Consider the following 12,607-nt stretch of genomic DNA (forward strand, 5'->3'; position numbering starts at 1 on the left):
CCCCGAGGGGCCGGTTTGCGATTTGAAGGAGTGGCAGCATGAGTCAGGATTGGGATGCCGGTCGGCTGGACAGCGACCTTGAGGGCGTAGCGTTCGACACCCTGGCGGTGCGCGCGGGTCAGCACCGGACACCGGAAGCCGAACATGGCGATCCGATGTTCTTTACCTCCAGCTACGTATTCCGCACGGCCGCCGACGCGGCAGCGCGGTTTGCTGGCGAGGTGCCAGGCAACGTCTACTCGCGCTACACCAACCCGACAGTGCGCGCTTTCGAAGAGCGCATTGCCGCCCTGGAAGGCGCCGAGCAAGCGGTCGCTACCGCTACCGGCATGGCGGCGATCATGGCGGTGGTGATGAGCCTGTGCAGCGCCGGCGACCATGTCCTGGTCTCGCGCAGTGTCTTCGGCTCGACCATCAGCCTGTTCGAAAAATACTTCAAGCGCTTTGGCGTGGAAGTCGACTACGTACCCCTGGCGGACCTGTCCGGCTGGGACGCGGCGATCAAGCCCAACACCAAGTTGTTGTTCGTTGAATCGCCGTCCAACCCCCTGGCCGAGCTGGTGGACATTGCCGCCCTGGCGGAAGTCGCCCATGCCAAGGGCGCCATGCTGGTGGTCGACAACTGCTTCTGCACCCCGGCGTTGCAACAACCGCTGAAACTGGGGGCTGACGTGGTGGTGCATTCGGCGACCAAGTTCATCGACGGCCAGGGCCGGTGCATGGGTGGCGTGGTAGCCGGTCGCGGCGAGCAGATGAAGGAAGTGGTGGGTTTCCTGCGCACTGCCGGGCCGACCCTCAGTCCGTTCAACGCCTGGATCTTCCTCAAGGGTCTGGAAACCCTGGGCCTGCGTATGAAGGCGCACTGTGCCAACGCCCAGGCCCTGGCCGAATGGCTGGAACAACAGGACGGTATCGAGAAGGTCCATTACGCGGGTCTCAAGAGTCATCCGCAGCATGACCTGGCCCAGCGCCAGCAGCGCGGCTTTGGTGCGGTGGTGAGTTTCGAGGTCAAGGGGGGCAAGGAGGGCGCCTGGCGCTTCATCGACGCGACCCGGTTGATTTCCATCACCGCCAACCTGGGCGATAGCAAGACCACCATTACCCACCCGAGCACCACGTCCCATGGTCGCCTGTCGCCCCAGGAGCGTGAAGCGGCGGGTATTCGTGACAGCCTGATCCGCGTAGCGGTCGGTCTGGAAGACGTGGCCGACCTGCAAGCCGACCTGGGTCGCGGGTTGGCGGCCTTGTGATCGAGTTGGCAACGCCGCCGGGCGGCACTCACGGCCGGGTTGCACTGGTCACGGGGGCCGCGCGGGGCATCGGCCTGGGCATTGCTGCCTGGTTGATCTGCGAAGGCTGGCAAGTGGTGCTGACCGACCTGGATCGCGAGCGCGGTTCCAAGGTTGCGAAGACCCTGGGCGACAACGCCTGGTTCATCGCCATGGACGTGGCGGACGAGGCGCAGGTCGCCACCGGTATCGCCGAGGTGCTCGGTCAGTTTGGCCGTCTCGACGCGCTGGTGTGCAATGCGGCCATTGCCGACCCGCACAACATCACCCTGGAAAGCCTGGACCTGGCCTACTGGAATCGGGTCCTGGCGGTGAACCTGGGTGGGCCGATGCTGCTGGCCAAGCATTGTGCGCCGTACCTGCGTGCCCACAACGGCGCGATCGTCAACCTGGCCTCGACCCGCGCCGCACAATCGGAACCGGACACCGAAGCCTATGCGGCGAGCAAGGGCGGCCTGCTGGCCCTGACCCATGCCCTGGCGATCAGCCTCGGGCCGGAGATCCGCGTCAACGCCGTCAGCCCTGGCTGGATCGATGCGCGCGACCCTTCGCAGCGTCGTGCAGAGCCACTCACCGATTCCGACCACGCCCAACATCCGGCGGGCAGGGTAGGGACCGTGGAGGACGTGGCGGCGATGGTGGCATGGCTGTTGTCGCGCAATGCCGGTTTTGTCACGGGCCAGGAGTTCGTGGTGGACGGCGGCATGACCAAGAAGATGATTTATGAATGAGAGCAGCTGTAAGCGGCAAGCTGCAAGCGACTGTGTGGTGTCGGCGCTTCTGACTTGCCGCTTGAAGCTTGCCGCTCCAAGTTGTTTTTGAAAAAAACCAATCCTGCTATTGACTTAGCTTCGGTACCTGCGTAAATTTCGCGGCCTCAGCGAAGCAAAGGGTGATTAGCTCAGCCGGGAGAGCGTCTGCCTTACAAGCAGAATGTCGGCGGTTCGATCCCGTCATCACCCACCATGTTCCAAGAGAGTCTTGCGAAAGCAAGATGGAAGCTGTCAAAAGCCTCCACCGACGCGCAGCGGTAGTTCAGTCGGTTAGAATACCGGCCTGTCACGCCGGGGGTCGCGGGTTCGAGTCCCGTCCGCTGCGCCATATTTTCCGAAGCAGGTTCGCCTGGTTCGAGATCAAGCCCAAGGGGTTGGTCAGATGAGTCAACTGGACGCAAGTCCACAGCGATACGCAGCGGTAGTTCAGTCGGTTAGAATACCGGCCTGTCACGCCGGGGGTCGCGGGTTCGAGTCCCGTCCGCTGCGCCATATCTGCTTCGAGGCCCACTGAACGCCTTGAAGCCAGGAAGAACGCCAAGGGCTTCTTCTGATCGATAGCAAAAACCCTGGTCGAAAGACCGGGGTTTTTTGTTTCTGTCATTCGGCTTTTGCTTGCCGTGCCCAGCGGGCTGCTTGGCAGCCCTTCTGTGGTCCTGCGAACGCTGGGGCGCTGGCCTCAGAACCCAAGTCTATCCCGCAGCCCGTAATACCATGCACCCATCGCCGCAAACGGCGTACGCAGCAATTGGCCGCCGGGGAACGGGTAGTGGGGCAGGTCGGCAAACGCATCAAAACGCTCAGCCTGACCACGTAGCGCTTCGGCCAGGACCTTGCCTGCCAGGTGCGTGTAGGTCACGCCATGGCCGCTGCAGCCCTGGGAATAGTAGATGTTGTCCCCCAGGCGCCCGACCTGAGGAAGACGCGACAACGTCAGTAGGAAGTTTCCGGTCCAGGCGTAGTCGATCTTCACCTGTTTGAGCTGAGGAAACGCCTTGAGCATTTTCGGCCGGATGATCGCCTCGATATTCGCCGGGTCCCTCGCGCCGTACACCACGCCGCCTCCGAAGATCAGGCGCTTGTCGCCGGTCAGCCGGTAGTAGTCGAGCAGGTAATTGCAGTCTTCGACGCAGTAATCCTGCGGCAGCAGGCTCTGGGCCAATTCGTCTCCCAAGGGCTCGGTGGCAATCACTTGGGTGCCGCACGGCATGGATTTGGCTGCTAGCTCCGGCACCAGGTTGCCCAGATAAGCATTGCCGGCCACGATGATGAACTTGGCCCTCACCTTGCCCTGAGGCGTGTGCACGACGGGGCTGGCACCGCGCTCGATACGCACTGCCGGTGACTGCTCATGGATGACCCCGCCGAGCGACTCGACGGCCGCTGCTTCACCCAAGGCCAGGTTCAGTGGATGGATATGCCCGCCGCTCATGTCCAGCATGCCGCCCACATACTCCTCACAAGCCACTACCTCGCGAATGCGACGCTGATCCAGCAACTCCAGCTGGGTATGCCCGAAACGCTCCCATAAGCGCTTCTGCGACTCCAGGTGGCCCATCTGCTTGGCGGTCAGGGCGGCAAACACGCCACCGTCCTTCAAATCGCACTGAATCTGATATTTCGCCACCCGTTCCCGAATGATCCGTCCGCCCTCGAACGCCATGTTGCCCAGCAGTTGCGCCTGTTGAGGGCCGACGCTGCGTTCGATCACATCGATGTCACGGCTATAGCTGTTGACGATCTGCCCGCCGTTGCGACCCGACGCACCAAAGCCCACCTTGGCCGCTTCAAGGACGGTGACCTTGAAGCCGTTTTCCAGTAGGAACAGCGCAGAGGACAGGCCGGTGTACCCCGCACCGATTACACACACATCCGTCTCGACCTCACCCTGCAGGGCTGGGCGCGACGGAGCCGGGTTGGCCGACGCGGCATAATAGGACGCTGGGTAGGATGTGTTCGCCATTCTGCAACCTCTGTTTTATATTTTTTACGAATGCGCCGATCCTACCCGAGATAAAAATCGGCCGCCAGCCACTGCAAAATCTTCGTCGCGTGGGCGAAATTAAATATTTTGCATATTCATAGGGTTAGGTGAAAAAAAGGTGTTGACACCCCTTCGGAATTCCGTAGAATGCCGCCTCACAGCAGGCACGTAGCTCAGTTGGTTAGAGCACCACCTTGACATGGTGGGGGTCGTTGGTTCGAGTCCAATCGCGCCTACCAAACAAAATCCGCTCTGCTGGGCGGTCTAGAAGGGCTCACCGAAAGGTGGGCCCTTTTTTGTTGTCTGCGATTTGGAAAATGCTGGGCTCGATAGTCTAGGGTGTTCTCTCCAATACAGGGGACATCTTTGATCGCATAAGGAAATGATCATGCGGGTTGTCACTTTCGTAAGTTTTTTTGCTGCAGCACTTGCTGGTTGCTCAGGAATACCTTCAGTTCCATACGAAGAGCCTGCTCAATCAGAGGACCTGGCGCGCGTTCGGGTAATCACGAATTCCAGTGTGTTCGGAGACAGCATCGTTGGCAGTTGTGCTCCTGCTACACGTCACAAGATGGCTGAAGCCGGACGTTTCGGGCGTGACGGTACGGCGAACATCAACTATCCGCAGCAGCCCCAAAAGTCGGCGAGCCTTGGTATGCCGAAAAGAGTTGCGCCCACGCTTATCGATTACATTCCTGCAATTCGGATGGGGGAAGGTGCTTATAAAGAAGTCGTAACCGAGTACCGCGTCAGGACTGATCTGCCATTCCAAATTGCAACCCTGGGCGCGACCATCGGTGGCTATGGCAGCACTTACTCTTCCTGCAGTGGACAGGCACTCGTTTACAAGCTGGAGGCCGGGAAAGACTATGAAGCGTTGGCGGGAGTGAGCAGCAGGCTCAACACGAACGGCGGTCAAGCGTTTATTTGCATGCTGGGGATTTTCGAACTCGTCTCTTTGCCAGGTACTTCAATGGTTATTCCCAAAAAGCTGACACCTGTTGCGCCCGCGCAGGCGGTCTGCAAAAACTAACAGGTGCGGCTCGCCATCGAGCCGGATTTGCATTTGTCAGAAACGAGAAAGCCACGACCTGGATCGGGACTTTTGCATTGCGCAAAAAAGAGAGAGCGATGTGAGATCGTGCGCGAACACGGCGTCAAGTCACCGGAGCGCGGTATAGCCGTTTGCCTCGCTATTCGAAACGAGCTTTCTTGATATCGCCATGCTGGTTTTGCAAATAGAGAGTGTAGGGCAACAAGAGCGTGTCTGTTATTGCTGAAACGCCCATGTCCAGAACAATAAGGGTTGGAGCGGGTTGTCCATCGAAACCGGTACTTTGGCGTGGTTCCGCGTCCAGGGTGCAGTAATCAAAGACGGCACCGCTGTAGATTCTCGGCACGGCATCACAGTGGGACTGCCAGCGAGCCAGTTTATTGCTGGCCACGGCATCATCTCGAAAGGTTGTATTGATTGTTCCGCAGCCCGAGGCCGAAGCGGCCGCAAATATCCAAAGCATGCTTCTGAAATTCATTGAATCGACTCCTTTCGAATGAAAAATAGATTCGATCTTTTTGTTCTCAAGGCGCAAGGTTGCCGTAGCGCTTATCGTTCTAGCGTCATCAAGTAATCGATGGCCTCGCGGTACTTCGCTATGCGCTCCAAATCTTTTTGGCTGGGCGTGCCCAGGCGTGACAAGTCGCTGTTCTCCGTCAGGTCGGCCAGTTTCACCCGGCGCGCCACAGGGTCACGTGCGGCGCGTTCGATAAAGGCCTGATAGGGTTCGCCGTCGCGCTTGGTGAGTGAATCGATGGCGTTAAGCGTCGCTTCGCTGAAGCCTGCATCGCGCAGGTCTGCCAAGGTAACCGCAGTGTCTTCGACGACGTCGTGCAACACCGCGACAATGCGTTCTTCGTCACCGGATAGACGCAACATGACTTTCAACGGGTGCAGGATATAAGGAGCCCCCCCTTTATCGGCTTGCCCTTCATGGGCCAGCGCGGAAATCGATATTGCTCTTTCAAGCGTACTCATTGCTCGCTTCCCCTAGTCAGTCCATGGTTTCCTATCGGTCATCTCCCAGGGCGCGTTTTGGGTAGACGTTCGGGAAGTCCAGCGCAAGTATAGGGCTCGGCTCGCACTTGAGCCCAGCGTACAGTGGAGCGTCTTGATCCAGGTTCCGAAGAGAGTAAGGCAATGCCGAAGAAACATCAGGAAAGCACCGCCGTGACGGCTGCCGACATTGAGCGCTCTATCCAGGCGTTGAACAAGATGGCGGAACGTCTTTGGGGCGATGGTCGGGAAGCCGAGGCGAAGGCGCTATTGGGCGCTTTGGATGCTTTGAACAGGGCCCTCGATCGCATCAGGATTGGCGAGAGCCGCAGGGTCCTTCATTGACCTGAAGACAGTGTAGGGCCCCGGGTTAATGCTCCGCCTGCGCCATGAGCGCCTGTTCCCGCAACCACTCACTGAACCCGTGCACCACCGACTGGCGCTCCCGCCCCGGCACGCACACTGCGCTGTATCGCGCGCCAGCCAGGCGAACGTCAGGCCGATAGCCGACCAGTTGTCCACGTGCGACCGCTTCGGCAACCAATACATTGCTGGCAAGCACCAGTCCATGCCCGACGATGGCGGCCTGCAGGGCGTGCTGTTCCTCGTCATAGCGTCGAAAGCGCGCGTTATCCAACCAGTCCGGGGTGCCTGCCTTGGCGCACCAGGTCGGCCAATCGACCGCTGCGCTTGAACTGCTCAACCAGGGCACGTCGATCAGCTCCATGGATGAGCCGGCGGTGGGCGGTTGCCAGTCGGGGCGGCAGTAGGCGCCGAAGAGCTCTTCCAGCAACGGTTGCTGGAACAACTGAGGATCAGGCGTGAACTGGGCGCGGATGGCCAGGTCGATGCTGGCGTCGCGGAGCAGGTCGACCACCTCGTTGCTGCTGTGCAGCCTCACGTCGATGTCCGGGTATAACCGATGAAAATCCCCGAGCCGAGGGATCAGCCACAGGCTGGCGAACGCCGGGGTGGTGCTCACCACCAGCGATTGTGAAGCGCAGGGCGGTGAAAGCGCCTGTAAGCCGTGCTGGATGTCCAGCAGGGCGCGGTGCAGTTGTGGGTGAAGGCGCTCGCCGTCGGCGCTCAGGCGCACGTTCTGGCTGGAGCGCTCGAACAAACGCACGCCCAGGAATGCCTCGAGGCTCTTGACTTGATGGGAGATCGCCGCCGGGCTGACGTGCAGCTCCTGGGCCGCCGCCTTGAAGCTGCCCAGCCGTGCGGCAGACTCGAAGCCGCGCAAGGCGGTGAGGGGCAGTTTGGCAAACATGGGCGGCGGGATTACTCGGGTTGAGCGTGGCTCAATTTAGCTCATTTGTACGCGTCGGCTCAACTTGCCAGGCTGTGGTCTCGCACTGCCAACAGGAGATCACACCATGCAAGGCGCGCCCCGTAAAATCCTCCAGGCCGTACTCTATGAAGCCGGCGGTGTGCTGTTCGTGGCACCGGCGCTGGCGCTGATCTATGGCCAGGGCATGGGGTATTCAACCCTGTTGTCACTGGTGATTTCTGCCGTCGCACTGGCCTGGAACATGCTTTTTAACGGTCTGTTCGAATGGTGGGAGCGCCGTCAGCACAACCGTCATCGCAGTTGGCGGCGACGGTTGCTTCACGCGTTGGGATTCGAAGGTGGCTTGACCCTGATCCTTACCCCGGTGATCGCGGCGTGGCTGGGCATCAGCCTGTGGCTGGCGCTGGTGACCAACCTGGGATTGTTCGTGTTCTTCTTTTTTTATTCGCTGGTGTTCCAGTGGGCGTTTGATCGGGTTTTCGATGTTCCGCTCTCGGCGCAGCCTGCCCGGCCACTCGAAACAAATTGAACTGCCGGTACCGCAGGCAGCCCAACGGGGTATCACTTGGAGGGCAACGCCATGGCAGATGAAAAAGACCAGCAACAACCCAAGAATGACACGCCGGCTCATGCCACTGAGCAAGAGCGTGAGCGTCTGAAGGATTTCAACAAGGACGGCATTCCGCCCGGCTCTTCGTGAGTGCTGGAATAGAACGGCCGAGCCCCCCACAACGCCTTGCGCCGTTCATCCATTGCCCAGCACTTGCAATGTTCCACTGGCTCTTATGTTTTAGCGCGGCTGTCCCGCGCGCCAGAATGGAGAGCCAGCATGGAAATCGACGAAAATGCGCCTGGAAACAGGTCCCAGCAGGAAGTCACGCGCGGCACGGATAACGAAACAGGTCACGACCCCAGCAAGGATGCGCCTGAAGTCCCGCTGCCGCCGGACGACGACGCACCTGTCGAAGAGGATATGTCCGATGTGAATGCCGCCGATTCGGTGACGACCGAGCATCCCGACCCTCGATGATGATGCTTTTGCCCCTGAAGCCCGGCCACTGCGCCGGGTTTTTTTGAGCCCCAAGTCTGGCCTGCGCCGGTTTCCCTGATGCTATTGAGTACCTGAACATCCACTGTTCGTGTTCCCCGCCTCAGCCTTGTTCGAAGAGGCGTTCAAGAATTACTTCGACAACGTCGTGAGTGGCAATACCCGTCATCAGTTTCGCGGGCCTCAATAGCTTGAGGCGCGAGGGCCCGCACGTCCGTGGAGAAGTGCGGGCCCTCGCCAAGCAAAATCGCTATCGCAAACCCATGCCCTGGAACGGGTTCCAGCCTTGCTCGCCTTTGACTTCTTTCAAGTAGTAGGCGTAGTTGGTCAGGATGGCGTACATCACCGAGGTGGCACCGTTCAGGCCGGCGTTCAGTGGCTTGGGGAAGTCCATGCCCAGGGCCGCGAAGAACACGCTCAGTACAAGGTTGACCAACAATATGATGCCCAGCAGGGCCAGGTTCTTTTTCCACAGGCCCAGTACGAACAGGTAGATGGGACCGAAGAAAAACGCGATCACGTTGGCATTGATGAGGATTTTTTTCTTGAAGCCAGGCAACTGCTTGAGGGCCTCCTTGTAGCGCGGGTCGTTGGGCGCGCCATAGGTGTCAAAGAAGTTGAAGCGTTCCTGCCATTTGGCGCTGTATTTTGCGCTGTTGTGCACGTGTTCGGTTGCGCTCATTTTTTGCTGCTCCTGGTGTTTCCATTAAACGACGTTGTTCTTCCGAGAAGTCCTGTGCTCGGCTTTATATATCGTTCGGCTGGAAAAATGCCTCTGGTAGCAGGAGCAGCGATTGAGTCTGTGACGGGCATCACTGTATGGCGGGGCTGGAACCTGAGGCACGAATCCGTGGCGAGGGACACAAGCCTCGCCACAAGGAACAGCATTGCCGCGTTCGTCAGAAAGCCAGCGCAGCCGTTTCTGTGAACACGTGTTCCGGTACACCCGCCATGAAGTGCAGCGGTATCGATTGTTTCGCCTCGATCGGCGGAATTTCAAAGCTACCGACTATTTGCCCCTGGAGCGCACCCAGCCGTATCGACTCTTCTTGCTTTGCCTTTGCCATTCTCGCGTGGTTCGCTGCGATTTCGTTGAGAGTTGACACGGTACATCTCCGTTTGCTGACCCTAGCCTTGATTGATTTGCCGCCGCGTCAGAATCACGTCGTTCTTGGCTGCTGGAGCAAGCCGAAGCAAACCCTAAGCCAGACACGATCACCGGTTGATCTTGTTATTGGAGAGGCGACGGATGGCGGTTTGCCGTGGGAAGCCGTCAGCACGGCGACCAACAGCCATGCCAGCGGCGTGTAGCGTGATAGGCGACTAATATCATCCTTGGCGTCTATCTATATAGGCAGCCATTTTTCCTTTTTAGTGAGAACCATCATGTTTGAATCGCGCTCGTTGATGGCTGTACTGACCTGCTTCGCCTTGGTGGCCGGGCCTGGGATTGTCGTGGCAGACCCAGGTAACGGCAAGGGCAATGCCCCATTCGACCAAGGGGCCGGCCATGGCCAAGGCAAGGGAGGGCAAGGCCACAAGGGCGGTCAGGGCAATCAAGGCAACCCGGGAGGGCAGGGTAACCGGGGTGGCGGCGACTGGCATAACGGCCCCAGTATCGACCGCGGCGGCGTGCTGGGTGTGATCGGTGGCTATCGTGACTACTGGAGTCCGGGGCCTGCGTTGCCGCCGGGGATCCAGAAAAACCTCGCCCGGGGCAAGCCGCTGCCACCGGGCATCGCCAAGAAACTCGATTCACGCCTATTGGGCCGGTTGCCGCACTACGACGGTTATGAATGGCAGCAGGTGGGCACCGACCTGATCCTGGTGGCCATCGCCAGCGGCATTATCTATGAAGTGCTGAACGGCGCGTTCGACTGACGCGTTGGACAGTCAGTGAAACGAACCTTATGTGGGAGCGAGCCTGCTCGCGATGACGGCCTGTCAATTACTGCATTATTGGCTGAACTGACGCTATCGCGAGCAAGCTCGCTCCCACAGGTTTCGTCTCAGTTTTCAAGTTGGCGCAGGCGCTTGTACAAGGTGTTGCGGCTGACCCCCAGCCGTCGCGCCAAGTGCGAGATGTTCCCGCCGGCCGCTTGCAACTGGCGGTTCAGGTCCTCGGCGTCGTTGAGGTCCACGGTCAGCGGTTCCGGGGTTTGCATCGGCTCCATTTCCAGGTCGACGAAGAAATCGTCGGGCAGGTGCTCGGGACGGATCGGCTGTTCCTCGGCCATGGCCAGGGCGACTTGCAGTACGCTGCTGACCTGCCGCAGGTTACCCGGCCACGGGTGGCGGTCGAACAACTCCAGCACTTCTTGACTCAGGCCGGCCCATTGGGTCGGTTCACGGTGGTGTTCCCAGAGGCGCTTGAACAGCGCCTGCTTATCGTTGCGCTCGCGCAGGGGCGGCAGTTCCAGGGTCAGGCCGCCGATGCGGTAATAGAGGTCTTCGCGAAAGCGCCCCAGTTGCACCTGTTCGCGCAGCGAGCGGTTGGTGGCGGAAATGATGCGGATATCCACCGGGAACAGCTCGGCGCTGCCTACCGGTTGCACGCAGCGCTCTTGCAACACCCGCAGCAGCCGGGCCTGGGTCGGCAGGGGCATGTCGCCGATCTCGTCGAGGAACAGCGTGCCGCGGTCGGCCTTGCGGATCAGGCCGATGCTGCCCTTTTGATTGGCGCCGGTGAAGGCGCCTTTTTCGTAGCCGAACAGTTCCGACTCCACCAACTCGGCGGGAATCGCCGCGCAGTTGACGGCAATGAACGGTTGTTTGCATCGCGAGCTGGCCTGGTGAAGGGCCTTGACGAACACTTCCTTGCCGACGCCGGTCTCGCCATGGATCAGCAGCGGGATGTCTTTTTCCAGCAGGCGCTCGGCCTGGCGCACAGCTTTTTCCACACGGCTGTCACCGAAGTGTAGGGTGTTGAGGCTGATGATGTTGGCGGCAGGCGCGGGGACCGGTGAAGGGGGCGCTTCGGTGAACACCCGCGCCTTGATCGAGACCTGGCTCGGCCGCCGGAGCAGGCACTGGAAGCGATTGCGTCCGGACGCTTGCAGGGCGAACGGCAGGCCATCGGGCTGGTTCAGCAGTTCCAGCAACGAGACCTTGAACAGGCTTTCGATGCTGACCCGTGACAGGCTCAGGCCCAGCAGGTTGTCGGCCCGGCGGTTGGCGGAAAGCACCTGGCCACTCTCGTCGAAGATCAGCAGCCCGGCCCATTGGCTGTCCAGGTTGTTCAGCCCGGTGTTGAAGGTCAGCTGGAAGTGTTCGCCGCGAAACAGGTTGAGGATCAGCCGGTTCTCCACGGTCTGGCTCATCATCTTGACCATGCCCAGGGTGTGGGAGGGCGGCAGGTAGCTGTCGCTGGAGACGTCCAGCACGGCGATGACCTTGCGCTCGGCGTCGAAGATCGGCGCGGCGGAGCCGGTCATGAAACGGTTGGCCTTGAGGAAATGTTCATCGTGCTCGATGTGCACGGCCTGCTCGCAGGCCAGCGCGGTGCCGATGGCATTGGTGCCGGTGCAGCGTTCCATCCAGCTCGCCCCGGCGCTGAAGCCGTGGGCCAGCTTGGGCTCGATGAAGCGCTGGGTGCCCCAGGAGGTCAGAACTTGGCCCTGGTTGTCGGCCAGCATGATCAGGCAATTGGAATTGCTCAGGATGTTCTCGTAGTACGGCAAGACTTCCTGGTGGGTGGTCTGCACCAGTGAGTGCTGGCTCTCCAGCAACTGGGCGATGCCATCGGCGGGCAACGGGTCGAAGGCCGGTACGCTCTGATGGTTCAGGCCGAAGGCGCGGCAACGGGACCAGGAGGCCTGGATGATGGCCTCGTGGGACAAGGCGGGGGCAGGTGCGGCCATGGGGCACTCTCGCAGGTGCTGTTTTTATTGTGGTGGTGAGTCTCGCACATACTCCTTGTGCAGGGGCAGGTCTGGATAAGACTCAATTCACATTCCCATGTAGGAGCGGGCTTGCTCGCGAAAGCGGTGGCTCAGCTAGACAAGTCTCGGCTGATACACCGCTTCGCGGGCAAGCCCGCTCCCACAGGAGGATTGCCTGCGGCCCGGCTAAAGCATTCCAGTCAGTGTTGTTCAAATTTGTTCATTGTCAAGGCTCGAACTGTTCAGTTGTTCAATCCGAGTTGTTCACTTTTGTTCATCAACGAACACGTT

14 protein-coding genes and 4 tRNA genes are annotated in these 12,607 nt (G+C 60.0%); 11 read left to right on the forward strand and 7 right to left on the reverse strand.

All coding sequences use genetic code 11. From position 1 onward, the window contains the following. Nucleotides 1–38: 38 nt before the first annotated feature. The 5 genes from AD664_RS24665 (at nt 39) to AD664_RS24685 (ending at nt 2,554) form a co-directional block, all read left to right on the forward strand. The gene (locus AD664_RS24665; RefSeq protein ID WP_042728274.1) at nt 39–1,250 is read left to right on the forward strand and encodes an O-succinylhomoserine sulfhydrylase; all 1,212 of its coding nucleotides are present in this window, start codon (nt 39–41) and stop codon (nt 1,248–1,250) included. Then, nucleotides 1,247–2,020: an SDR family oxidoreductase gene (locus AD664_RS24670; RefSeq protein ID WP_053150763.1), complete on the forward strand. Its 774-nt coding sequence runs from the start codon at nt 1,247–1,249 to the stop codon at nt 2,018–2,020. Before AD664_RS24665 ends, AD664_RS24670 begins: the two co-directional genes overlap by 4 nt. Before the next feature lie 159 nt (nt 2,021–2,179). Then, nucleotides 2,180–2,255, forward strand: a tRNA-Val gene (locus tag AD664_RS24675). 58 nt (nt 2,256–2,313) lie between these two features. Continuing rightward, nucleotides 2,314–2,390 (forward strand) — tRNA-Asp (locus AD664_RS24680). Nucleotides 2,391–2,477: 87 nt separating this feature from the next. Continuing rightward, nucleotides 2,478–2,554, forward strand: a tRNA-Asp gene (locus AD664_RS24685). 187 nt (nt 2,555–2,741) lie between these two features. Here the strand turns inward: AD664_RS24685 and AD664_RS24690 are convergent. Further along, nucleotides 2,742–4,025: an FAD-binding oxidoreductase gene (locus AD664_RS24690; protein ID WP_053150766.1), complete on the reverse strand. Its 1,284-nt coding sequence runs from the start codon at nt 4,023–4,025 to the stop codon at nt 2,742–2,744. Between the two features lie 183 nt (nt 4,026–4,208). Here AD664_RS24690 and AD664_RS24695 point away from each other — a divergent pair. Further along, a tRNA-Val gene (locus AD664_RS24695) sits at nt 4,209–4,285 on the forward strand. 149 nt (nt 4,286–4,434) lie between these two features. Then, nucleotides 4,435–5,079 carry a hypothetical protein gene (locus AD664_RS24700; RefSeq protein WP_053150770.1) on the forward strand — a complete coding sequence of 215 codons (645 nt, stop codon included), beginning with the start codon at nt 4,435–4,437 and terminating at the stop codon, nt 5,077–5,079. A gap of 160 nt (nt 5,080–5,239) precedes the next feature. Here AD664_RS24700 and AD664_RS24705 read toward each other — a convergent pair whose 3' ends face one another. Both AD664_RS24705 and AD664_RS24710 read right to left on the reverse strand, forming a co-directional pair. Then, nucleotides 5,240–5,578, reverse strand: a complete 339-nt coding sequence (locus AD664_RS24705) for a YceK/YidQ family lipoprotein (RefSeq protein ID WP_053150773.1) — start codon at nt 5,576–5,578, stop codon at nt 5,240–5,242. Nucleotides 5,579–5,649: 71 nt separating this feature from the next. Further along, nucleotides 5,650–6,078 (reverse strand): HD domain-containing protein, encoded by a 429-nt coding sequence (locus tag AD664_RS24710; RefSeq protein ID WP_053150777.1) that lies wholly within the window; start codon nt 6,076–6,078, stop codon nt 5,650–5,652. A 162-nt stretch (nt 6,079–6,240) separates the two neighbouring features. On the opposite strand from AD664_RS24710, the gene AD664_RS24715 reads away from it, so the two are divergent. Next, complete coding sequence (locus tag AD664_RS24715) at nt 6,241–6,441, forward strand: hypothetical protein (RefSeq protein ID WP_042728282.1); 201 nt, start codon at nt 6,241–6,243, stop codon at nt 6,439–6,441. A 25-nt stretch (nt 6,442–6,466) separates the two neighbouring features. Here AD664_RS24715 and AD664_RS24720 read toward each other — a convergent pair whose 3' ends face one another. Then, complete coding sequence (locus AD664_RS24720) at nt 6,467–7,366, reverse strand: LysR substrate-binding domain-containing protein (protein WP_053150781.1); 900 nt, start codon at nt 7,364–7,366, stop codon at nt 6,467–6,469. Between the two features lie 106 nt (nt 7,367–7,472). Here AD664_RS24720 and AD664_RS24725 point away from each other — a divergent pair, with 106 nt between their 5' ends. Together AD664_RS24725 and AD664_RS24730 are read left to right on the forward strand one after the other, a co-directional pair. Beyond that, entirely contained in the window at nt 7,473–7,916 is a 444-nt protein-coding gene (locus AD664_RS24725; RefSeq protein ID WP_053150784.1) for a PACE efflux transporter, read from the forward strand. 300 nt (nt 7,917–8,216) lie between these two features. Further along, a complete protein-coding gene (locus tag AD664_RS24730; protein ID WP_053150787.1) occupies nt 8,217–8,417 on the forward strand; it encodes a hypothetical protein in 201 nt (66 codons plus the stop codon). Between the two features lie 268 nt (nt 8,418–8,685). Here the strand turns inward: AD664_RS24730 and AD664_RS24735 are convergent, their stop codons facing one another. Further along, a complete protein-coding gene (locus AD664_RS24735; protein WP_053150789.1) occupies nt 8,686–9,117 on the reverse strand; it encodes a DUF2628 domain-containing protein in 432 nt (143 codons plus the stop codon). A gap of 217 nt (nt 9,118–9,334) precedes the next feature. Further along, the gene (locus tag AD664_RS24740; RefSeq protein WP_053150792.1) at nt 9,335–9,541 is read right to left on the reverse strand and encodes a hypothetical protein; all 207 of its coding nucleotides are present in this window, start codon (nt 9,539–9,541) and stop codon (nt 9,335–9,337) included. 280 nt (nt 9,542–9,821) lie between these two features. On the opposite strand from AD664_RS24740, the gene AD664_RS24745 reads away from it, so the two are divergent. Beyond that, a complete protein-coding gene (locus AD664_RS24745) occupies nt 9,822–10,316 on the forward strand; it encodes an anti-virulence regulator CigR family protein (RefSeq protein ID WP_053150794.1) in 495 nt (164 codons plus the stop codon). 128 nt (nt 10,317–10,444) lie between these two features. Here AD664_RS24745 and AD664_RS24750 read toward each other — a convergent pair whose 3' ends face one another. Beyond that, nucleotides 10,445–12,295: a sigma-54-dependent Fis family transcriptional regulator gene (locus AD664_RS24750; protein ID WP_053150796.1), complete on the reverse strand. Its 1,851-nt coding sequence runs from the start codon at nt 12,293–12,295 to the stop codon at nt 10,445–10,447. Between the last annotated feature and the right edge of the window lie 312 nt (nt 12,296–12,607).

It is taken from the genome of Pseudomonas sp. P97.38 (assembly GCF_001269745.1).
In the GTDB taxonomy this organism is placed as follows: Bacteria; Pseudomonadota; Gammaproteobacteria; order Pseudomonadales; family Pseudomonadaceae; genus Aquipseudomonas; species Aquipseudomonas chlororaphis_E.